The 20859-nt window shown below is 73.2% G+C and carries 23 protein-coding genes; 14 read left to right on the forward strand and 9 right to left on the reverse strand.

Features of this window, described 5'->3' with window-relative positions:
- The first annotated feature begins 10 nt into the window (after nt 1–10).
- Together ASG96_RS21585 and ASG96_RS21590 are read left to right on the forward strand one after the other, a co-directional pair.
- A complete protein-coding gene (locus tag ASG96_RS21585) occupies nt 11–937 on the forward strand; it encodes an ABC transporter ATP-binding protein (RefSeq protein ID WP_057589365.1) in 927 nt (308 codons plus the stop codon).
- Nucleotides 934–2166, forward strand: a complete 1233-nt coding sequence (locus ASG96_RS21590; RefSeq protein WP_082588459.1) for an ABC transporter permease — start codon at nt 934–936, stop codon at nt 2164–2166. The genes ASG96_RS21585 and ASG96_RS21590 overlap by 4 nt, the downstream gene beginning before the upstream one ends.
- A 12-nt stretch (nt 2167–2178) precedes the next feature.
- Here ASG96_RS21590 and ASG96_RS21595 read toward each other — a convergent pair whose 3' ends face one another.
- Together ASG96_RS21595 and ASG96_RS21600 are read right to left on the reverse strand one after the other, a co-directional pair.
- Entirely contained in the window at nt 2179–3420 is a 1242-nt protein-coding gene (locus tag ASG96_RS21595; RefSeq protein WP_056751800.1) for an MFS transporter, read from the reverse strand.
- A gap of 236 nt (nt 3421–3656) precedes the next feature.
- A complete protein-coding gene (locus ASG96_RS21600; protein ID WP_057589366.1) occupies nt 3657–4829 on the reverse strand; it encodes a citrate/2-methylcitrate synthase in 1173 nt (390 codons plus the stop codon).
- Between the two features lie 37 nt (nt 4830–4866).
- Between ASG96_RS21600 and ASG96_RS21605 the strand changes: the two genes are divergently transcribed.
- On the forward strand, nt 4867–6105 hold the full coding sequence (locus ASG96_RS21605) for a citrate synthase (RefSeq protein ID WP_082591955.1): 1239 nt from the start codon (nt 4867–4869) through the stop codon (nt 6103–6105).
- A 1-nt stretch (nt 6106) separates the two neighbouring features.
- Here ASG96_RS21605 and ASG96_RS21610 read toward each other — a convergent pair whose 3' ends face one another.
- A complete protein-coding gene (locus tag ASG96_RS21610; protein ID WP_056751791.1) occupies nt 6107–6757 on the reverse strand; it encodes a TrmH family RNA methyltransferase in 651 nt (216 codons plus the stop codon).
- Nucleotides 6758–6915: 158 nt separating this feature from the next.
- On the opposite strand from ASG96_RS21610, the gene ASG96_RS21615 reads away from it, so the two are divergent.
- The 4 genes from ASG96_RS21615 to ASG96_RS21630 all read left to right on the forward strand — a co-directional run bounded on the left by ASG96_RS21615 (nt 6916) and on the right by ASG96_RS21630 (nt 10502).
- Nucleotides 6916–7824, forward strand: a complete 909-nt coding sequence (locus tag ASG96_RS21615; protein WP_056754373.1) for an SPFH domain-containing protein — start codon at nt 6916–6918, stop codon at nt 7822–7824.
- Nucleotides 7821–8447 carry a hypothetical protein gene (locus ASG96_RS21620; protein WP_056751788.1) on the forward strand — a complete coding sequence of 209 codons (627 nt, stop codon included), beginning with the start codon at nt 7821–7823 and terminating at the stop codon, nt 8445–8447. Before ASG96_RS21615 ends, ASG96_RS21620 begins: the two co-directional genes overlap by 4 nt.
- Nucleotides 8448–8705: 258 nt before the next feature.
- Nucleotides 8706–9434 (forward strand): DedA family protein, encoded by a 729-nt coding sequence (locus ASG96_RS21625; RefSeq protein ID WP_056751786.1) that lies wholly within the window; start codon nt 8706–8708, stop codon nt 9432–9434.
- 117 nt (nt 9435–9551) lie between these two features.
- Nucleotides 9552–10502, forward strand: coding sequence for a TIGR03086 family metal-binding protein (locus ASG96_RS21630; protein WP_056751783.1), 951 nt, complete (start codon nt 9552–9554; stop codon nt 10500–10502).
- Here ASG96_RS21630 and ASG96_RS21635 read toward each other — a convergent pair.
- Nucleotides 10492–11229 (reverse strand): LemA family protein, encoded by a 738-nt coding sequence (locus ASG96_RS21635; RefSeq protein ID WP_057589368.1) that lies wholly within the window; start codon nt 11227–11229, stop codon nt 10492–10494. The two genes, ASG96_RS21630 and ASG96_RS21635, sit on opposite strands and share 11 nt — an antisense overlap.
- Before the next feature lie 131 nt (nt 11230–11360).
- On the opposite strand from ASG96_RS21635, the gene ASG96_RS21640 reads away from it, so the two are divergent.
- Together ASG96_RS21640 and ASG96_RS21645 are read left to right on the forward strand one after the other, a co-directional pair.
- Nucleotides 11361–11654 carry a DUF1905 domain-containing protein gene (locus ASG96_RS21640; protein WP_056751778.1) on the forward strand — a complete coding sequence of 98 codons (294 nt, stop codon included), beginning with the start codon at nt 11361–11363 and terminating at the stop codon, nt 11652–11654.
- Nucleotides 11651–12340, forward strand: a complete 690-nt coding sequence (locus ASG96_RS21645) for a hypothetical protein (RefSeq protein ID WP_200962740.1) — start codon at nt 11651–11653, stop codon at nt 12338–12340. The genes ASG96_RS21640 and ASG96_RS21645 overlap by 4 nt, the downstream gene beginning before the upstream one ends.
- On the opposite strand, the gene pyrE is transcribed toward ASG96_RS21645, so the two are convergent.
- Complete coding sequence (gene pyrE / locus ASG96_RS21650) at nt 12304–12867, reverse strand: orotate phosphoribosyltransferase (protein WP_056751776.1); 564 nt, start codon at nt 12865–12867, stop codon at nt 12304–12306. The genes ASG96_RS21645 and pyrE overlap by 37 nt on opposite strands.
- A gap of 24 nt (nt 12868–12891) precedes the next feature.
- Nucleotides 12892–13440: a YciI family protein gene (locus ASG96_RS21655; RefSeq protein WP_057589369.1), complete on the reverse strand. Its 549-nt coding sequence runs from the start codon at nt 13438–13440 to the stop codon at nt 12892–12894.
- Between the two features lie 130 nt (nt 13441–13570).
- Between ASG96_RS21655 and ASG96_RS21660 the strand changes: the two genes are divergently transcribed.
- Entirely contained in the window at nt 13571–14371 is an 801-nt protein-coding gene (locus ASG96_RS21660) for a maleylpyruvate isomerase family mycothiol-dependent enzyme (protein ID WP_057589370.1), read from the forward strand.
- A gap of 17 nt (nt 14372–14388) precedes the next feature.
- On the opposite strand, the gene ASG96_RS21665 is transcribed toward ASG96_RS21660, so the two are convergent.
- Nucleotides 14389–15165, reverse strand: a complete 777-nt coding sequence (locus tag ASG96_RS21665; RefSeq protein WP_057589371.1) for an SDR family oxidoreductase — start codon at nt 15163–15165, stop codon at nt 14389–14391.
- 52 nt (nt 15166–15217) lie between these two features.
- Here ASG96_RS21665 and ASG96_RS21670 point away from each other — a divergent pair, with 52 nt between their 5' ends.
- The gene (locus ASG96_RS21670) at nt 15218–16042 is read left to right on the forward strand and encodes an exodeoxyribonuclease III (protein WP_057589372.1); all 825 of its coding nucleotides are present in this window, start codon (nt 15218–15220) and stop codon (nt 16040–16042) included.
- A complete protein-coding gene (locus tag ASG96_RS21675) occupies nt 16039–16929 on the forward strand; it encodes an alpha/beta fold hydrolase (protein ID WP_056751764.1) in 891 nt (296 codons plus the stop codon). The genes ASG96_RS21670 and ASG96_RS21675 overlap by 4 nt, the downstream gene beginning before the upstream one ends.
- 54 nt (nt 16930–16983) lie before the next feature.
- On the opposite strand, the gene ASG96_RS21680 is transcribed toward ASG96_RS21675, so the two are convergent.
- Complete coding sequence (locus tag ASG96_RS21680; protein ID WP_369813648.1) at nt 16984–18753, reverse strand: MFS transporter; 1770 nt, start codon at nt 18751–18753, stop codon at nt 16984–16986.
- Nucleotides 18754–18760: 7 nt separating this feature from the next.
- Nucleotides 18761–19471: an LppX_LprAFG lipoprotein gene (locus ASG96_RS21685; protein WP_056751761.1), complete on the reverse strand. Its 711-nt coding sequence runs from the start codon at nt 19469–19471 to the stop codon at nt 18761–18763.
- A 119-nt stretch (nt 19472–19590) separates the two neighbouring features.
- Between ASG96_RS21685 and ASG96_RS21690 the strand changes: the two genes are divergently transcribed.
- Entirely contained in the window at nt 19591–20259 is a 669-nt protein-coding gene (locus tag ASG96_RS21690) for a hypothetical protein (protein ID WP_057589373.1), read from the forward strand.
- Nucleotides 20256–20852: an HAD family hydrolase gene (locus ASG96_RS21695; RefSeq protein WP_057589374.1), complete on the forward strand. Its 597-nt coding sequence runs from the start codon at nt 20256–20258 to the stop codon at nt 20850–20852. The genes ASG96_RS21690 and ASG96_RS21695 overlap by 4 nt, the downstream gene beginning before the upstream one ends.
- Nucleotides 20853–20859: the final 7 nt, after the last annotated feature.

The raw sequence follows: 20859 nt of genomic DNA on the forward strand, positions 1-20859 counted from the left end.
CGTGGACGCCATGATCGAACCCGGGGACCGACTCACGAGACCGCGCGCGACAGCCGCCATCGAGCTGCGCCACCTGACCCGCACGTTCGGGGAGATCCGAGCCGTCGACGACGTCAGCTTCACCGTCGCCGCCGGCCAGCTGACCGGCTTCGTCGGCGGCAACGGCGCCGGCAAGACGACGACGATGCGGATGCTCATGGGCGTCCTCTCCCCCACCAGCGGGGAGGTGCTCTGGGACCAGCGACCGATCACGTCGCTCGACCGGCGGGCTTTCGGCTACATGCCCGAGGAGCGCGGTCTCTACCCCAAGCAGGCCGTCCTCGACCAGCTCGTCTACCTCGGTCGGCTGCGGGGACTCGGCGCCGCGGCGGCGAAGGCCTCGGTGACGACGTACCTCGAACGCCTCGGTCTCGCCGACCGCGCCAGGGACCACGTCGAGAAGCTGTCGCTCGGCAACCAGCAACGGGTGCAGATCATCGCGGCCCTCATGGGTCGGCCCCGGGCGCTCGTGCTCGACGAGCCGTTCAGCGGGCTCGACCCGGCCGCCGTCGACAACATGGCCGACCTGCTGCGCGAGCACACCTCCCGGGGCGTGCCCGTCCTCTTCTCCTCCCACCAGCTCGACCTCGTCGAGCGGCTCTGCGAGCGCCTCGTCGTGCTCGCCCGCGGCCGGGTGGTCGCCTCTGGCACCCCGGACGACCTGCGGGCCACGTCGGTCGCGCGCCACCGGCTCGTGCTGTCCGGTGACGCGGGATGGGTGCGCGGCATCGCGGGCGTGCACGCCGTCGACGTCGAGGGGAGCAGGGCGCTGCTCGAGATCGTCGAGCACGGCGCCGAGCGGACGCTCCTCGAAGAGGCCCTGCGACGCGGCGAGGTCCACGAGTTCTCCCCCCAGCGGCCCAGCCTGGCCCAGATCTACCGCGAGGTGACCGCATGACCACCACCCACGAGCGCCCCGTCGAGCCGATCACGACCGACGCCGACCCTACCCACGACGAGGTCGGGCGGCCCTGGGTCATCGTGGCCGTGCGCGAGATCGTCGTGCGGGTCACGAACCGCACGTTCCTCTACTCGACGCTCTTCACGCTCGTGATCATCGCCGGCTTCGCGGCCTTCTCGGCGTGGCAGGCGGGCAAGACCACGACCTACACCGTGGCGGTCTCGTCGGCCGAGGGAACGCGCCTCGTCGAGCAGGCGGGCGCCGCCGCGAGGACGAGCAGCGACACCGTCCTCATCACAGCGGCCAGCGTCTCGGGGCAGGAGCCGGCCCGAGCCGCGGTCGACCGCGGCGACGTCGACGCGTGGCTGCACGAGACGCCGAGCGGCTGGACCCTGACCTCCGGCGACGACGTGTCGATGTCGCTGCAGGTCCCCCTCGAGGGTGCCGTCCGCGACGCCGCTCTCGACCGCAACGCGGCCGCGGCCGGGACGACGGTCGAGGCGCTCGAGCGCGGTGCGACCCTGTCGGCGGACCGCTTCGACGGGCAGACGACGAACCGGGGCTTCGTCCAGGCCGCGACCTTCGCCTTCGCGCTGCTCTTCCTCATGAGCGCGCTGATGTTCGGGCAGCAGATCGCCGCGAGCGTCGTCGAGGAGAAGCAGTCGCGACTCGTGGAGATCATCGCCACGGCGATCCCCCTGCGCGCCCTGCTGGCCGGCAAGGTGGTCGGCAACGCCACCATCGCCCTGGCGCAGGTCGTGCTCTTCGCCGGGGTCGGACTCGTCGCGGTCTCGTTCACCGACTGGTCGTCGCTGCTGCCGGCGCTCTCGACGGCCGTGCTGTGGTTCGTCCTCTTCTTCGCCGTCGGCTTCTTCGCGCTCGCCTGCCTCTTCGCCGTGGCGGGAGCGCTCGCCTCGCGCACCGAGGACCTCCAGTCGACGACCTCGCCGATGACGACCGTGCTCATGCTCGTCTACTTCGCGAGCTTCGCCCTGAGCGGGACGGCGCTCAAGGTCGCGTCCTTCGTGCCGATCGTGTCGGTCGTGGCGATGCCCGGCCGCATCATCGCGGGCGACGCCGCCTGGTGGGAGCCGGTCGTGGCCCTGCTGCTCATGGCGGCCTTCTCCGCCGGGACCGTCCTCGTCGGCGAGAAGATCTACCGCCGTTCGCTCATGCAGACCGGCGGTCGGGTGTCGTGGAGGCAGGCTCTCCGCGCGGCGGACTGACCCGGCCTGCCCTCAGTCGCGGCCCTGGTCGGCTCGCTCCCCGGGGGTCGTCACGTGCCGGTAGGGCGAGCACCACAGGATCAGGGCAGCCACCGCGAGCCCCACCACTCCGAGCGCGATGGCGACGCGGTTGCCCCACGTCGCGGCGACGAGTCCGCTGATCGGTGCGGCCACGGCGATCGAGCCCCAGTTGAGCGACCGGATCGTCCCGTTCATCCGGCCCCGCAGCCGGTCGGGCGTCACGAGGTTGCGGTAGCTCATGTCGAGCGGGTCCCGCAGCCCCATCGCCAGGCCGAAGAGCGCGTTCGCGAGGAGGGGCCACACGACGGCATACGGCCCGGGTCGGGCGAGGAGCAGGAGAGCGTATGCCGCCGGGCTCAGCCACTCGGTCGTCGTGATCACCCGTCCGGTGCCGAAGCGCAGGCCGAGTCGCGGGGACAGGCCCGCGCCGAGGACGCCGGTCACGCCCGTCGCGGCGAGGACGAGCCCGATCGCGAGCGGGTCGAGGTGCAGCTCCGTCGTGGCGAAGTAGACGAGGACCGTCGTGACCATGGCGTTGGCGAAGAACCACAGGTGGAGCGAGATGGCGTACGGGCGCAGCACCGCGTGCCGGTAGACCCAGGCCGCGCCCTCGCGCAGCTCGCGCCACACGTGCCGCTCGGCGGTGCGCTCGGGTGCCCGCTCCTCGGCGCGGACCGTCATGAGCACGAGAGCCGACACGGCATACGACACGGCGTCGACGAGCACCGCCACGGGGGCGGACAGCAGCCGCACGAGCGCCCCGCCGATGAGCGGTCCGAGCGACTGGGTCGCCGAGTAGGTCTGCGCCAGGCGTGCGTTCGCCGAGGCCAGGCGCGTCTCCGGCACGATCGTCGGCAGGAAGGACAGGTGGGCGGCGCTGAAGAACATCGACGCCGACCCGGCGCCGAAGACGAGGACGGCGACGAGCGGCACCGTCAGGTGGCCGGTCAGGGCGAGGGCGCCGATCGTGCCGATGAGCAGCGCGCACAGCAGGTCGGCCCCGATGAGGAGCGGGCGGCGCCGGACCCGGTCGACGACGACGCCGGCGAGCATGCCGAAGAGCAGGTAGGGCAGCCACGTCGCCGCCCGCACGATCCCGAGGGCCGTCTGGTCTGCGTGGAGGGTCTCGATGAGGAGCAGCTGGAGTGCGAGCGCCGACACGAAGGTGCCGAGGTTGGAGACGGCGTCGGCGATCCAGAAGCGGACGAATGCGGCATTGCGGGAGGTTTCCACCCGTGCCGCTCCCACGCTGGGGGTCCTCCTTACGCGATGCCGACGGTTCCTTGACACCACCTTGTCGAGTTCTGACCCGATCGTCGACCGGAGGGGGTCGGTCCTGCCCTACCGTGGAGATGACGTTCGGAGGGCTCCGGGCGACCCAGCGACCGGATGCTCCCCCGGTCGCGCCGAGCAGGCCCCGGCAACCGGATGCGTCGGGGTCTGCTCGATGCCCGCCTCCTGGACCAGGCCTAGGCCGGCTGCGGAGCGCGCCTGCCGGCAGGCACCGGCTGGGGCGGCGGCGGCCCGACGTAGCGCGCCGCCGGCCGGATGATCTTGGGGTCGCGGCTCTGCTCGAGGACGTTCGCGGTCCAGCCGACGACGCGCGCGACGCAGAACGTCGGCGTGAACATCGACGGCTCCAGGCCCGCGAGCCTCATGACGACGCCGGCGTAGAACTCGACGTTGGCGTGGAGCTCCCGCCCGGGCTTGAGCTCGGCGAGCGCGCGCTCGATGGCGTCCTCGACACCGACCGCGAGGTCGACGAGGGGGTCGTCCCACCCGCGGGCGATCTCCTTGAGCATCTCCGATCGCGGGTCGCGGGTGCGGTAGACGGCGTGGCCGAAGCCCATGATCCGGTCGCCGGACGCGATGCGCTCACGCACCCAGCCGTCGGCCCGGTCGAGGGTGCCGATCTCGTCGAGAGCCTCGAGGGCCCGACTCGGCGCACCGCCGTGCTTCGGGCCCGAGAACGAGCCGATGGCCGCGACGAGACAGGCGGCGAGGTCGGCGCCGGTGCTCGCGACGACCCGCGCCGTGAACGTCGACGCGTTGAAGCCGTGGTCCATCGTCGCGACGAGGTACTGCTCGACGGCGCGGGCGTCGCGCGCCGAGGGCAGACGTCCGGTCACCATGCGCAGGTAGTCCTCGGCGTGGCGCAGGGTCGGGTCGGCCGGCACGGGCTCGAGCCCCTGGTGGAGGCGGTGGGCCGCAGCGAGGATCGTCGGCGTGACGGCGACGGCGGCGAGGGCTGCCGCGACCTTCTCGTCCTCGTCGCAGTCGTAGAGCGGCCGCAGACCGGCGATGCCGCCCCACGCCGACAGGGCCGTGCGCAGCACCTGGAGCGAGTCGGTGGTCGTCGCGCAGATGGCGGGCAGCAGGTCGGCGAGACCCCGGGGCATGACGCGCAGGCGCCCCACCTCGGCGGTGAAGGCCGACAGCTCGGCGTCGTCGGGCAGGTGGCCGCGTTCGAGGAGGTGCCAGGCCTGCTCGAAGCCGACCCGCTCGGCCAGCTCGACGGCCGAGTACTGCCGGTAGTGGAAGAAGCCCTCGTCGCCGCGGACGTCGCCGAGCTCGGTGTCGGTGACGACGACCTTGGCGAGACCCCTCGGGACGCTGATGAATCCGGTGGGAGTGGTGGACATGGTGTCCTCCTTTCAGGTTCACTCGTCACTCTCAACGATGTTGATCAACACCGTCAATGTTGATCGCGTCAATGTTGACCCGATCAACCCGGAGGCGGACGTGGCGGCAACACCAGGCACCTGGATCACGACGACCGAGGCGGCGCAGCGACTCGGCGTGAAGCGTGCGACGCTCTACGCCTACGTCAGCCGCGGCCTGCTGCGCAGCGAACGCCGACCGGGCCAGCAGGAGAGCCTCTTCGACCGGACGCAGATCGACGCCATGGCCTCGGCGACGCGTCCCCCGGGCGGCCCGCAGCCCGTGCTCCGGTTCCGCAGCATCGCCACCTCGGTGAGCAGCCAGGCGGAGGGCGAGCTCTTCTACCGCGGCCGCCCGCTGGGCGAGGTCGTCGCCCTGCCCTCGCTCGAGGCAGCGGCGGCCGTCGTGCTGGGGACCGCGGTGCCGCCGCCGTCGTCGTCAGCCCGGCTGCCCACGCCCCCGGTCGACCTGTCGGGACTCCCCCTCCAACGCCGGATGCCGGTGGCCGTGCAGCTGCTCGCGGCGGCCGACCCCTTCGCCTCCGACACCGACCCCGACCGGGTGAGGGCAGCAGCGCTCCCGACCCTGCGGGCCGCTCTGACGCTCGTCGCGGGCGCTGCCGGGACCCCCGATCCGGCGCGGCTCGACCTCGCCGGCCTCGCGCTGGCGGCACTGGGTGGCGCGCCGTCGGCCCGCGCCGACGTCGCCGTGCTCCGGGTCCTGCTCGTCGCCCTGCTCGACCACGGACTCACGGCCTCGACGGTCGCCGCGCGGGTTGCCGCCTCGACCCGTGCCGGCCTCGATGACTGCCTGTCGGCCGCCTACGCGGCGATGGCCGGCCCGCTCCACGGGGCCGCCCCGGTGGCCGCCCATGCCCTGCTCGCCGACGGCGTCGACCCCGCCGTGCTCGTGGCCCGGTCGCTGCGCGAGCGCGGTGGGGTCGCGGGCTTCGGCCACTTCCTCTACCCCGACGGCGACCCGCGGGCCGACGTCGTGCTCGACGCCCTGTGGCGGCGGCGCGGCACGACCCGGCTGCGGAGACGCGTCGAGGGCCTCGCCACGCTCGTCGCCGAGCGCACCGGCGCGCTCCCCAACATCGACCTCGCGAGCGCTGCGGTGCTCCACGCCCTCGGCCTCCCCGCCGAGTCGGGCGAGGTCGTCTTCCAGGTGGCCAGGTCGGTCGGCGTCGCCGCACACGTCGTCGAGGAGTACGCCGAGGAGCCGTTGCGCTGGCGGGGCCGGGACCCGCAGGGCTGAGCTACACCTGCTGGTCGAAGACGTGCCGGCGCACCCAGGCGTGCATCGCGATCGCCGCGGCGGCACCGGCGTTGATCGAACGGGTCGAGCCGAACTGCTCGATGTGCAGCACGGCCGCGCACTCGCCGCGCATCGGCTCGGACAGGCCCGGGCCCTCCTGACCGAAGACGAGCACGCACCGGCGGGGCAGGTCGAAGGTCTCGATGGGCACCGAGCCCGGCAGGTTGTCGACACCGATGAGCGTGAGCCCCTCGAGCCGGGCCCATGCCGCGAGCGAGGCGGCATCCGGGTGGTGGTGCTCGTGCTGGTAGCGGTCGGTGACCATGGCGCCGCGACGGTTCCAGCGCCGCCGGCCGACGATGTGGAAGGCGCGGGCACCCATGGCGTTCGCCGTGCGGATGACCGAGCCGATGTTGAAGTCGTGGCCCCAGTTCTCGACGGCGACGTGGAAGTCGTGGCGCCTGGTGTCGAGGTCGGCGACGATCGCGTCGTGTCGCCAGTAGCGGTACGCGTCGACGACGTTGCGCCGGTCGCCGTGCTCGAGCAGGTCGGGGTCCCACTGGTCGCCGGCCGGCCATCGGCCCTCCCACGGGCCGACCCCCACGACGGCGGCCGGCTCCTGCGGGGTCTCACCCCCTTCAGGCGATGCCACGGGTCCCCTTCCGGCTCATTCTGGTGTCACATCCGATGCCCGGAAGACTAACGACCGGGCGACCGGCCGGACGACGCAGCCGCACGGCCGAGTGGCGACAGGAGACCTGCGATGCGATCCACGACCTCGACGACCCGCACGACCTCTCGGCGACCGTCATGAGCACCGCAGCCGTCGTCATCCTCCTCGTGCTCCTGATCCCGATGCTCGGGATCCTCGCGTGGATGGTCATCGCGGCCTCGGTCATCAAGGTGCCGGCGGGAGCCTTGGGACTGGTGCTGAAGAACGGCAGGGCCACCGACCACTCCCTGACTCCCGGCCGGCACTGGGTCCCGCTGCTGCGCAAGACGATGGTCGTCGAGTATCCCTCGGTCGAGATGGCCTACCGCGCCGGCGAGGACGCCTCGTCGGCGGTGTCGGAGCTCGACCGGACCGGGCCGAGCCTGAGCTGTGCCCTCGGCGACCGGGCCCTGGCCGACGTCGCCTACACAGTGCGTTACGCGATCATCCCCGAGCGGCTCCGCACCGTGCACGAGCGGTTCGGGCCCCAGGGCGTTCACGGCCTGGTGCGCGACGAGAGCGGTCGGGCCATCAGCCGCGCGCTGAGCGATCCGGACGTCACGGTCGATGCCCTCTTCGGTCGCGCCCGGTCCGACACCGAGACCCGGCTCGCGGAGGCCGTCACCGCCGCCCTCGAGGAGCACGGCATCCGCGTCGCGGGCTTCGTGCTCGGACCCGTGGACCTCGGCCGCACCGGTGAGGTCATCCAGGCCACGGTGCGCGCCGGCTTCGAGCTCGCCCTCGAGGAGGCCGAGGCTGCCACCCGGATCGCCCAGGCCCAGAACGACGGCCGGCTCGCGGAGGAGATCACGACCGCACGCGAGGACGCCTGGCGCTACCGCGAGACGGACCTGTGGCGCGACCTCGTGCAGCGCTCCGACGGGGTCCAGGTGGGCCGTCGCCGACCCGGCTACGGACCCGGCCGGCTCGGGCTCACGGTCCGCGAGGACACCCCCGTCGACCCGTCCGCCACCGCCGACCAGCCGGCGAGCACTGAGCCGCAATGAACCGCGAGGGGTCGTTCATCGACCGGCTGATCGAGATGATCACCGTGCTCGTGCTCGGGCTCGCCACGGTCGGTACCGCGTGGTGCGGCTACCAGGCGGCCCAGTGGAACGGGGTGCAGAGCACCGCGACGAGCACGTCGACCGACCAGCGCGTCGAGGCCAGCCGGCTCTTCGGCGTCGCGACCCAGCGGGTCAGCTACGACAGCAGCATGATCGCGCAGTACGCGCAGGCGGTGCAGGCGAAGAACACCCAGCTCGTCGGTTTCTACCGGGCGACCCTGATCCGCGAGGAGCTGCTCCCCGTCATCGACCGCTGGGAGGCCGAGATCAAGGCGGGCGCGACCCCGACGCGACTCATCGACGACACGAGCTACATGGACGGCCAGCTCGGCCCCTACCGGACGGCCACTGCGAAGGCGGACGCCTCGAGCAAGGTGGCCCTCTTGGCGGGGGACACCGCGCACGAGTACGTCATCAACACGATCCTGCTCGCGGTCGCGCTCTTCTTCTCCGGGGTCCTGTCGAGCTTCCGCTACCGACCGGCGCGCCTGCTGCTCGTCGTGGCCGCCATCGCCACCGTGGCAGTGGCCGCCGTCAACCTCGCGGACCTGCCCGTCGCCTGAGGGCGGCTGCCGGCGCGGCACGGGATCAGGAGGAGGACGGCACGTCCGCCGTCGTGTCCGCCGTGGCGTCCACGACCCCGAGTGTTCCGGCAGGTGCCGCCGCTCCTCCTTCGCTCCCGCGTCCATCGTGAACCGCCGCCGCGCGCCGACGGAAGGGACGTCGTCCCATCGATACGCCTTCGAGACCCGCCCGAGACCCACAGGCGGAGGACAGCGCGGATTCAGGCGCTCCCGGACACACGGCATACCCTGTGACCCATGCACGCACTCGCCGCCGCCCTGCCGGCCATCGCACCGGCTCTCGGCCCCAAGTGGATGGACCCCACCTACCTGCTCCAGCAGTACGGCGAGGCCTTCTTCTGGATCGCGGTCGCCATCGTCTTCATCGAGTGCGGGCTGCTCTTCCCGATCCTGCCCGGCGACTCGCTCCTCTTCGCCGTGGGACTCTTCATCGCCACCGGCCAGGTGCACGTCAACCTCGGCATCGCGATCGTGATCCTGTGCGCGTCGGCCTTCCTCGGCAACGTCGTCGGCTACGAGATCGGTCGAGCCCTCGGCACACCGCTCTATGCGCGCGACGGCAAGGTGCTGAAGAAGAAGTACTTCGACCAGACGACGGACTTCTTCGACCGGCACGGCAACAAGGCCCTCGTCATCGGCCGGTTCGTCCCGATCGTGCGCACCTACATCACCGTCGTCGCCGGTGTCAGCCGGATGGAGCGCCGCCGCTTCTTCACGTGGAGCGCCGTCGGCGCCGTCCTGTGGGTGGCCGGCGTGACGCTCCTCGGCTACTTCCTCGGGCAGGCATTCCCGTGGCTCACCGACAAGCTCGAGATCGCCATCCTGCTCGTCGTCGCCGTCTCGCTGGTGCCCGTGCTCTTCGAGTTCGTCAAGCACCGCCGCCAGGCCAAGGCCCTCGCCGCCGAGACCGCCGAGGCGGCGAGCGACATCGCCGACCACGCTACGGGCGGCGACCGCACCTCCTGACCTCGTCCCACGCGTCCCCAAGCGTCCCCGCACGTCGGCACATCTTGGCGCGATGACCTGACGAGCGCCGCGCGCCCGGAGCACACTGGTGGTGCCGGGGGGTGATCGGAGGACGTCATGGACACAGCGACCGAGACCCCGCAGACCGGGCCCGACCTCGGCGGGAGCTACCGCCGCAGCGTCCAGTGGTGGTCGCAGCAGGTCGCCGCGGTCGCCGACGACCAGTGGGGCCTGCCGACGCCGTGCAGCGAGTGGACGGTCCGCGACCTCGTCAACCACGTGGCCGGCGAGGACCTCTGGACGTCGCCGCTGATGCGCGGGCGCACGATCGCCGACGTCGGCAGCCGGCTCGACGGCGACCTCCTCGGTGAGGACCCCCGCGACGCCGCGGCGTCGGCCGCGACCGAGGCCGTCGGCACCGTCGACGAGACGCTCCCGTCGCACGGCACCGTGCAGCTGTCCTACGGGGAGGAGTCGATGGACGAGTACGTCCGGCAGCTCGTCGCCGACCACCTCGTGCACGGCTGGGACCTGGCCGCCGCGATCGGACAGGACCGCACTCTCGACCCCGGGCTCGTCACGGAGGTCGCGACGTGGTTCGACGCCATGGAGGAGGCCTACCGCTCCGGCGGCGCCGTCGGACCGCGTACGCCGTCGGGTGGCGACGCGCAGGCCGACCTGCTCGCCCGCTTCGGGCGGGACGCCGCGTGGGGTGCGACGCACGCCGGTTTCTCCGCCTTCGTCGCGGCCTTCGGTCGCGGCGACGTCGAGGCGATCATGGCGCTCATGACCGACGACTGCGTCTTCGAGGCGACGGGGCCGGCGCCGGACGGCATCCGCCACGAGGGTGCCGCCGACGTGCGCTCGGTGTGGGAGTCGCTCTTCACCGAGACCGGCAGCCCGGCCTTCACGGCCGAGGAGTCATTCGTCGCGGGCGACCGCGGCGTGCTGCGCTGGCGCTTCTCCTGGGTCGCTCCCGACGGCTCACCGGGGCACGTCCGTGGCGTCGACGTCGTGCGCCTGCGCGACGGCCTCGTCTGCGAGAAGCTCTCCTACGTCAAGGGCTGACGCCCGGGCCCGCCTGGGAGTCGGACGTCGGGTCGGGCTGGGCCCCACCCGGGGCCTGCGCCTGGGGCAGCGCGCCGGGAGCGCCACCGGGCTGCGTGGACGGGCCCCCCACGGCGCCGGGCTGCGTGGACGCCGAGACGGCCGGGGTGCCCGCGCCGCCGGGCCCGTCACCGTCGAACGACACGTTCGGGACGACGGCCTCGGTGGCAGGGGTCTCGAAGTACTCGGCCCGCTTCACGCCGGCGATGTTGGCGACGATGTTGGACGGCACCGACTCGACCTTGGTGTTGAGCTCGCGCACGAGGGCGTTGTAGTAGCGGCGCGAGCTCGCGATGCGGTCCTCGGTGCTCGTCAGCTCCTGCTGGAGGGCGAGGAAGTTCTGGTTGGCCTTGAGGTCGGGGTAGGCCTCGGCCACGGCCATGAGGCGACCGAGCGCCTGGCTCAGCTGGCCCTCGGCCTGTGCCGCGGCGGCGGGCGTCGGGGCACCGGACATCGCTGCGGACCTGGCGGCCATGACCTCCTCGAGCGTGCCGCGCTCGTGGGCGGCGTAGCCCTTGACCGTCTCGACGAGGTTGGGGATGAGGTCGTGGCGGCGCTTCAGCTCGACGTCGATCTGGCGCCAGCCCTCCTCGACCTTGTTGCGCAGGCCGATCAGGCCGTTGTACATGACGACGCCCACGACGGCGAGGAGCACGACGAGGCCGAGCAGGATCCAGACGATGATCATGGGTTCTCCCGAATGCAGGGCGGTCAGTGTGCCGATCCTAGTGCGGGGGACGCGCCTGCGGACCGGGGCGCTGGTGCGACGACGCGCCGCCGTCCGGGGTTCCTGTCGGTGCCGGGTCATAGCGTGGTCGCATGACGACGCTCCGCTTCACGGCCGACCTGTGGCGCTGGGAGGCGCAGACGGGATGGTTCTTCGTGACGGTCGGCGAGGACGCCTCGGCCCGCATCCGCGAGGTGCCGCGTCCGCCGCGGGGCTTCGGGTCGGTGCGCGTCCGGGCCACGGTCGGGGCCACGTCGTGGACCACCTCGGTCTTCCCCGACGCCGCCCGGGGTGCCTACGTGCTCCCGGTCAAGAAGGCCGTGCGGCGGGCCGAGGGCCTCGACGAGGGCGACCCGGCCGACGTCGTGCTCGAGGTGCTCGAGTGACGGCGTCGCGCCCGTCGAACGGTCCGGCCCGCAACCGGGTCGACCCCTTCGGCGACGTCGTCGCGGCTGCCGGGCGCGGCGACCTCATGGGCAACCGCGGTCGCCTCCACGACGGTGCGGTTACGCGTGACGTGCGCCGGCACCACGTCGGACGCGCGTGGATCACGTGCGTGCTCGACTTCCGGGGCCGCCGCGTCCGGCAGTGGGACCCGGCCCACTACACGCCCCTCTTCTTCCTCGACGAGGCGCTCGCCCTCGCAGCCGGGCACCGGCCGTGCGCCGAGTGCCGACGCGCGGACTTCTCCCGCTTCCGCGACCTCGTCGCCGCGGCGCACCGCACCACCCACCTGCCGGCCCCCGGACTCGACGGGTTGCTGCACGACGAGCGCTGGGACGCGAGGCGCCGCACCCGGCGGCTGCACGCGTACGCGTGGGGCGACGTGCCCGACGGCGCCTACGTGCTGCTCGGGTCGGGTCCGGCCGTCGTCACCGACGGAGGCCTGCTGCCCTGGCAGCCCGACAACACGTATGCCGCCTCGCGCCTCGAGCGGCCCCGTGCGGGCGTCGCGACGGTGATCACCCCACCCTCGTCGGTCGAGGCCCTGCGCGCCGGCTACGAGGTGCACGTCGGGCGACGTCCGGGCACGTCTCAGGCGAGCCCGAGCTCCTCGAGCGAGAACGCGTAGCGGTACTCCACGCCGGCCTCGGCGGTGATCTTCTCACCGGCTCCCGTGGCACGGTCGGCGATGGTCGCGACGGCGACGACCTCGGCGCCGTCCTCGCGGGCCGCCTCGACGGCGGCGAGCGGCGAGGCCCCGGTCGTCGTCGTGTCCTCGACGACGAGCACCTGGCGGCCCGTGATCGACGGACCCTCGATGCGCTGCTGGAGGCCGTGCGCCTTGCCGGCCTTGCGCACGACGAAGGCGTCGAGCCGCTGACCAGCGGCCGCGGCGGCGTGGAGCATCGAGGTCGCGACCGGGTCGGCGCCGAGCGTCAGGCCACCGACGGCGGCATACGTGAGGTCCTTGGTCAGCTCGCGCATGACGATCCCGACGAGGGGCGCGGCCTCACCGTCGAGCGAGATGCGGCGCAGGTCGACGTAGTAGTCGGCCTCCTTGCCCGAGCTCAGGGTCACCCGACCGTGGACGATCGCCTTCTCACGGATGATCTCGAGCAGGCGTGCACGGGCAGCGGCGGCGTCAGTAGCGGTCACGAGGCTCCATCGTAGGCCCCCGCGTCAGTCGGGCCGCCCCCCGAACTGCCACAGGTGCACCTCGACCCCGACGTACCGGTCGGGGGCCAGGACCTCCCGCGCCCGGTCCGCGTCGGGCGCCTCCAGCAGGACGGCCATCCCGAGGACGAGGGCAGCGTCGTCGGACAGGAGCGGCCCGCTGGCGATGAGCGCCTCACCCTGCGGGGGCTCGACGGCGTCTGCCAGGGGCTCCAGGGTGAAGCCGAGCACGAGGTAGCGGTCGAGACCGGGTCGGCCGTCACCGAAGTCCCACATCGTCCGACCGAGCGAGTTGTGCCACCGCCGCAGCAGCACGTCGCGGTAGGCCCCGGCCTGGTAGCCCGGCTCGTCGAAGGCGAAGGCGCGGGCGGCCGCGGGATCCGGCAGGTCGAGGATGTGCACGCTGCCGGTCAGCGTCCCGTCGCTGGTGAAGGTCGGCCCGCGCGCGATCATCGTCGCGGCGAACCGGTCCATGTAGGACCAGTGCTGCTCCACCATCCGGTTGCGCAACGGCGTGGACCCGGGACGGTCGCGGTGGTAGCAGAAGAACTCCATGCGCCCAGCGTCGCCGAGGCCCCCGGGCACGCGCAACGGACGGGGGGTCACGTCGACGCCCGGGTGCTGCCGGCCGTCGGACCGGAAAAGCGCTGTCGGGTGGGCGCGGCCGGGTGGTAGACAGACCGCCGTGACGAGCGAGCTCGAGTTCCCCGACCTGCTGCGCCTCATCGACGAGCGGTCGCGGGCCTTCCGCTCCGCCGTCTCGACGGCGTCCACCCTCGACGTGCAGGTGCCGCCCTGTCCCGACTGGACGCTGCGCGACCTGGTGCAGCACCTGGGCGAGGGGCGACGCTCCTGGGCGGCCACGGTCGCCGCCGGCCCCGCCGCGACCTCCCGGATCCGGCCGCCGTCAGACGGCGCCGCGGCCGCGCCGCGGGAGCCCGGGGCCCTGGACGCCTGGCTCGCCGCGTCGACCGAGCTGCTCCTCGACGCGCTGCGCGACGCCGGCCCCGACCGTGCCTGCTGGACGTGGTGGGGAGACTCGCAGTCACCGCAGACGTGCGGCGCCGTGGCCCGGCACCAGCTCCAGGAGGTCGCGGTGCACACGTACGACGCCCAGCTGACGGCGGGAGCGCCCCAGCCGCTGCCCACCGACGTGGCGCTCGACGGTGTCGAGGAGTTCCTCTCCACCTGCTGCGCGACGACAAGCGCCTGGCCGCACGAGCCCGCCGTCGTCGACTACGAGGCGACCGAGGGTCGCTCGTGGCGGCTCTGGCTCTCCGCCGACGGCGCCCGAGTCGCACGCCTGGCCGGGGCCGACGCGCCGGGGTCTGCCGCCACCGGCCGGGACACGGCCGACACCCGCGCCACCGGCACGGCGAGCGAGATCGTCCTCGCCGCCTTCTACGGCCGCCGCCCGCTGGAGGCCCTGACGATCGAGGGCGACCGACGGGTCGTGGACCGGCTGATCGCCTGGGAGCCCGAGTAGGCCGAGTAGGCCGGCGGTCAGCGGCGGACGAGACGGGCCCGGCGACGCACGACCGACCGCGGCACGATGCGGAGCAGGCCGACGATCGCCTTGTACTGCAGGCCCGGCACCGAGACGACCCGGCCCTTGTCGACGTCGTCGAGGCAGTCGGAGACGAGCCGCGTCGGGTCGAGCCACATGAAGTCGGGCCCCGGCTTGCTGATCCCCGCGCGCTGCTGGAACTCGGTGTTGGTGAAGCCGGGGCACAGGGCCGTCACGGTGACGCCCGAGCCGGCGAGCTCGCTCGCGAGCCCCTCGCTGAACGTCGTCACCCACGCCTTGGCGGCGGAGTAGGACCCGGAGGCGATGAAGCCGGCCACCGACGACACGTTGACGATGCGGCCCCGACCGCGCTCGCGCATCGCGACGCCCGCGGCGTGCGACAGGACGAGCACCGCCCGCGTCAGCACGTCGAAGGCCGCCTCCTCGACGGCGACGTCGTTGCGCAGGAAGCTGCGGCGCTGGCCGTAGCCGGCGTTGTTGACGAGCACGTCGACGGGCCGCTCCGGGTCGGCCACCCGGTCGGCGACCGTCTGCAGGGCCGACCGGTCCGAGAGGTCGGCGACGAGCACCTCGGCCGTGACGGCATACCTGCTCGTCAGCTCGGCGGCGACCGCGTCGAGGCGCTCGCGGTCGCGGGCGACGAGCACGAGGTCGTGCTGCCGGGCCGCGAGCTGCCGCGCGAACTCGTGTCCGATGCCGGCACTGGCGCCGGTGACGAGGGCCGTGGGTCGCGTCGTCCGCGGTGCAGTCATGTGGCTCACCCTAGGCACACGCCGTCGGCGCGTCGGTCTAGGGTGGCCGACTGTGCGCATCGCCACCTGGAACGTCAACTCCATCCGATCCCGCATCGACCGCGTCGCCGCCTGGCTCGAACGCACCGACGTCGACGTGCTCGCCATCCAGGAGACCAAGGCGCGCGAGGACCAGTTCCCGTTCGAGCGCTTCGAGGCCCTCGGCTACGAGGTGGCCCACCACGGCCTGAGCCAGTGGAACGGCGTCGCGGTCGTCTCGCGCGTCGGACTCGACGACGTCCGCGTCGGCTTCGACGGGATGCCCGGCTGGGGCGAGCCCGTGGCGCCCGAGGCGCGCGCCATCGGGGCCCTCTGCAACGGCGTCCGCGTGTGGTCGCTCTACGTGCCCAACGGTCGCTCCCTCGACGACCCGCACCTCGGCTACAAGCTGAAGTGGCTCGAGGCCCTCGCAGCCGCCGGTCGCGGGTGGCTGGCCGACGACCCCGAGGCGCAGATCGCCCTGCTCGGCGACTGGAACATCGCGCCGACCGACGCCGACGTGTGGAGCGTCCCCTACTACGAGGACAAGACGCACACCTCTCCCGGCGAGCGCGCCGCCTTCCAGGGTGTCGTCGACGCCGGCTTCAGCGACGTCGTGCGACCGCACACGAGCGAGCCCGGCACCTTCACCTACTGGGACTACACCCAGCTGCGCTTCCAGAAGCGGCAGGGCATGCGCATCGACTTCGCGCTCTGCTCCCCCGCGCTCGCCGAGCGCGTCGTCGGGGCCGCCATCGACCGCCAGGAGCGCAAGGGCAAGGGCGCGTCCGACCACGCACCCGTCGTCTTCCAGGTCGGGGACGCCGACCGCGTCGAGGCGGCGGGGACGGACGCGTGAAGCGCCACGACCGCCGCGGCATCGTCACCCCCGACGGCGCCATCCTGTCCGTCCACACGTACGCGGAGCCCGACCTGCCGCCGGAGGCGCCCACGCTCGTCCTCGCGCACGGCTGGGCCGTCAACCACGAGAGCTGGCTGCCGGTCGTCGACGAGCTCGCCGACGAGCCGGTCCGAATCGTGCTGTGGGACCAGCGCGGGCACGGGCGCTCGACGATCGGGCTGCGCCGGACCGAGCTCGCGTCGATGTCGGTGTCGCTCACCGGGCGCGACCTCGACGTCGTGCTGCGCGCCGTCGTGCCGCCGACCTCCCCCGTCCTGCTCGCAGGTCACTCGATGGGCGGCATGACGGTCCTGGCGCTGGCCGAGCAGCGTCCCGAGCTCTTCGGCTCGCGCGTCCAGGCGGCGCTCCTCGTCGCCACCGCCTCCTCCCACGTCGCCCTCGGCGAGCGCACCGGGGAGGCCGCCGTCATGCGCCTGGCGGCCCGCGGCATGCCGCTGCCACCCGGCGGGAACGGCCGGATCCGCGCGCTCGTCCGCGGGCTCTTCGGCGAGGACGCCGACCCCGCCGACGTCGAGACCGCCTGCGACCAGGTGGCGTCGACGAAGCTGACGACGTTCGCCGCGTTCTACGGGGCTCTCCTGACCGTCGACCAGCGCGGCGGCTTCCCCGCCCTCGAACGCGTGCGGGTCGCCATCGTCGCGGGCCGGCTCGACCCTCTCATGCCGGTGACGCGGGCACGCGCGATGCGCGTCGCCCTGCCGCACGCGACGTTCGTCGACATGCCGCGGGCCGGTCACATGCTGCCGTGGGAGGCGACCGACGTCGTCGCCGACGAGGTACGCGGCCTGCTCGCCGAGCTGCGCGCCCGCCCCGTCTCGGTGTGAGGCCCCGGCTCCGGCAGGCCCAGCCGGCCGGGTCTGCCGGGTCTGCCGGATGTCTCAGAGGGCGACGAAGCGGGGGGCGTCGGCGTCCGCCGGCTCGCTCGCGCCGGCGCGGCCGCGCACACCGAGGGTGAAGGCGACCGCGGCCCCGAGCAGGGCGGCGATCGCGCCACCGAGGAAGACCGTCTGGACCTGGACGACGCCGGCCCCGATGAGGGCGTCGGTGTCGAGCTGGTCGGGCAGCCGACGCACCGCGTCGAAGTAGCGGCTCAGGCCGATCGAGGTGAGCAGCGCGAGCCCGACGACCATGCCGACCATCCGGGCCACGACGACGAGGGAGCTCGCGACACCGTGGGCGTCGGCCGGTGAGTCGGCGAGCGCCGCATTGTTGACCGGCGCCAGCGCGAGGCCCATGCCGAGGCCGACGACGACCAGGACGGCGGTGGCCGGCACGGTGTCGCTCACCGAGTCGAGGGTCCAGCGGGACATGACGACGAGGCCGACCCCGCCGAGGAGCAGGCCCGTCCCGGCGACCGCACCGTCTCCGAGGCGGCGCAGCGACCACCCACCGAGCAGGGCCCCCACGGGCACGGCGAGGAGGAACCGGACGAGGACGAGCGCGGCGCCGGTCTCGTCGTAGGTGTCGGTGAGGCGGGCCAGGAGGGGCACGTCGACGACGACCGCGACGAGCGCCGCGCCGACGAGGAGGCTGACGACGAGGGAGCGCAGGCCGCGCGCCCCGACGACCCCACGTGGGATGAGCGGGTCGGCGGCGTGCCGGTGCCACCACGCGAGCGCCACGAGGGCGAGGGCGCCGACCGGCAGCAGGCTGTAGCCGAGCGGACCGACGACCTCCTTCTCCGGGTCGGACGAGGCGAAGGTCAGCACGAGGCTGCCGAGTGCGACGGCGACGAGCAGGGCACCGACGAGGTCGGCCCGTCGGAGCACGGGCCCCCAGCGGGGCGCGGTGAGCACCGCGACGACGACGAGCAGGCCGAGACCCACGACCCCGATCGGCGTCAGCACCCGCGACGTGCCGGCGAAGGGGACGAAGGGCTCCCCGAGCGCGACGTCGGTGACGAGCGACTCGGGGGCCGCGAGCGCGAGGCCGGTGACGCCGAGGCCGAGCACCAGGAGCACTCCGGCGAGCACCGACAGGACCCTTCGGCGCCGTGGACGCGCCGGGTCGGGGACCGCACTCGGGGCCGACGTCCCCGAGCGGACACCGAGGAGGTGGATGACGGCATACAGCACGAGGGCGGCAGCGACGTTGAGCCAGAAGATCGCCCGCCATCCCGACCACGCGAGGACGATCGCACCGAGGACCGGGCCGAGCACCGAGCCGAGCTCCTGCACGGCGCCGACGACCCCGAGCGGGGTGCCCCGGCGATGCGGTGGCCAGAGGTCGGCGACGAGGGCGAGGGTCGCCGGGACGAGTCCGCCACCGCCGATGCCCTGGAGCACCCGACCGGTGACGAGCACCGGCATCTCGACGGCGAGCGCCGTGACGGCCGAGCCGACGACGAAGACGAGGAGGCAGCCGAGCAGGATGCGCCGGCGGTCGAGCAGGTCGGACAGGCGGCCGATGAGGGGAAGCACCGCGATGTAGCCGAGGAGGAAGCCGGAGATGATCGGCGTCGCCCGCTGGAGGGCGTCGATGCCGATGCCGACCCCGGCCATCATGTCGGTGAGCGCGAGAACGACGACGTACGTGTCGGCGGCGGCCAGGGCGACCGCAGCCGACGCCGCCGAGAGCAGCGCGAGGCGGTGCCTGCCGTCGGCCGGCCCCGGCTGCGGCGCGGTCGTGGGCGAGGCGGGTGACGTCACCGGCGCGTCAGGGCTTGGTGATCGTGACGGGCTGGCCGTACTGGTCGAGCGTCAGGGTGTAGGTCGACGTCGTGCCGGCGCCGAAGAACGGCCCCGTGATGACGACCTGGCGCAGCTCCCCGGAGTCGGTGAGGCCGTAGGTCACCTGGTAGGTGCCGTTGCTGTCGCCGATGAGGAAGAGGTCGGTGACGGCCTTGCCCGGCACGGTGCCCGTGATCGTCGAGAGCACCTCGGAGCCCTGTCGCACCTTCTCGCCGGCGACCGGGGACGTCGTCGCGGTGAGGAGCGTCGTCAGACCCTTGTCGGGTGAGAAGAGCACGGCCGGGTCGGGCAGGCCGAAGGTCTTGGGGTCGATCTTGTTGGTGCCCGGGATGAGCGGGAGCTTGGCGTAGACCTCACCGTCGAGCGAGGTGATCTCGGCATCGGCTTGCACACCGTTGAGCGCCACCTTGAAGGTGCCCTTGAACGCCGGCGGGTGCTTGCCCCAGCCGTCGGCCGACACGACACCGCTCGAGCCCTCCGGGACGTTGCTGCTCGCGAGCTTCAGGTGCACGGACGCTGCGGCGTCGACCTTGGCCTTGGCGGCCGCGAGCTGCTGCGCCGGCGAGAGCTGCGAGGCGCTCGGCGTCGTCGCCTCCGGGTCGCTCGAGCAGGAGGCCACCCCGACGACGCACAGCGCCGAGAGGGCAGCAGCGGCGAGCTTTCCGGTGATGCGCATGGGGGTCAGGCTAACTGAGGAGGGCGACGGCTTCGGTCCGCCACGGGAATGTGGGTATGGCTAGGGTCGGGGACGATCACGGCGGGACAACCCGCCACCAGATGAAGGAGCACGAACCCATGGCCCTGCTCGGAGTCATCCTGCTGCTGGTCGGCGTCGGAGCCGGCGTCGTCGCCTACCTGGCGACCCATGCCGCGTCCGGGACGGTTGCCGTCGCGGCTTTCGGCTTCACCCGCAACGCGACGCCGCTCGAGCTCGTCGTCTACGGCGCCGTCGCGGTGCTGCTCTTCGCGCTCGGCTGGGCCTTGGTCTCGGCCGCGGCCCGTCGTCGTGCCCGCCTGCGTCGCCAGGACAAGGAGACGACCCGGCTCACCGAGGTCGAGGAGAGCGCCGAGGCCGCGCGCCTCGACCACGAGCGCCGCATCCAGGAGGCCGGCCTGCGTGACGAGGACCTGCGCCGCCGCGAGAGCGAGCTGTCGGCCCGCCACGAGGGCCTCGACACCCGCGAGGCGGAGCTGTCGCGCCGCGAGGCCGAGTGGCGCGAGCGCGAGAGTCCGTCGGTGGCCGACGTCGTGACCGGCCGCGCCGAGGGCAACGTCAACGAGGGCACCGCGTCGTGGACCGACGAGCCGCGTTCCGCCGGCAGTGTCGAGCGACCCGCCGAGACGCGGACCGGCCGCCGTGCCGACCGCAGCGACGCGCTCGACCAGACCGACGCCACGCCCGGCGAGTCCACCGCCGACGAGTCCACCGCCGACGAGCGCGAGCAGCGCGACTCGACGGTGTGAGGGACCACACGGCATACGTCTTCGACCTCGACGGCGTCGTCCGGGACTTCGCCCCGGGTGACGCGAACCCCGCGATCGAGGCAGCCCTCGGGCTGCCCGCGGGGCACGTCGCGGCGACGGCGTTCCGCAGCGAGCTGCTCCTGCCGACCATCACCGGCCGGCGCAGCTTCGACGACTGGTATGCCGCCGTCTGCGCCGCGCTCGAGGAGGTCGTCCCCGAGCCGGCGCGGGTGCGCGAGCACATGGCGGCCTGGCGCGAGCACCGCGGCACGGTGATCGACGAGACCGTCGAGCGCCTCGAGGTCCTGCGCTCGGGCGGCCACCGCACCTACGTCTTCACCAACGGCACCGACTACGTGCCGCAGGAGATGGAGCTGCTCGGGATCACCCGGCTCTTCGACGGCCTGCTCAACAGCGCCGACTTCGGCGTCGCCAAGCCGGACCCGCTGGCGTATGCCGCCGCGCACGGCGCGATCGAGGCTGACCTCGGGCGCGCGGTGGCCCGTCACGACGTCTGGTTCACCGACGACCGTGACGACAACGTCACGGCCGCCCGCGAGTTCGGCTGGGACGCGGAGCTCTTTACTCGCTGAGCCGTGT

The sequence above is a fragment of the Terrabacter sp. Soil810 genome (genome assembly GCF_001429645.1).
Lineage (GTDB): Bacteria > Actinomycetota > Actinomycetes > Actinomycetales > Dermatophilaceae > Terrabacter.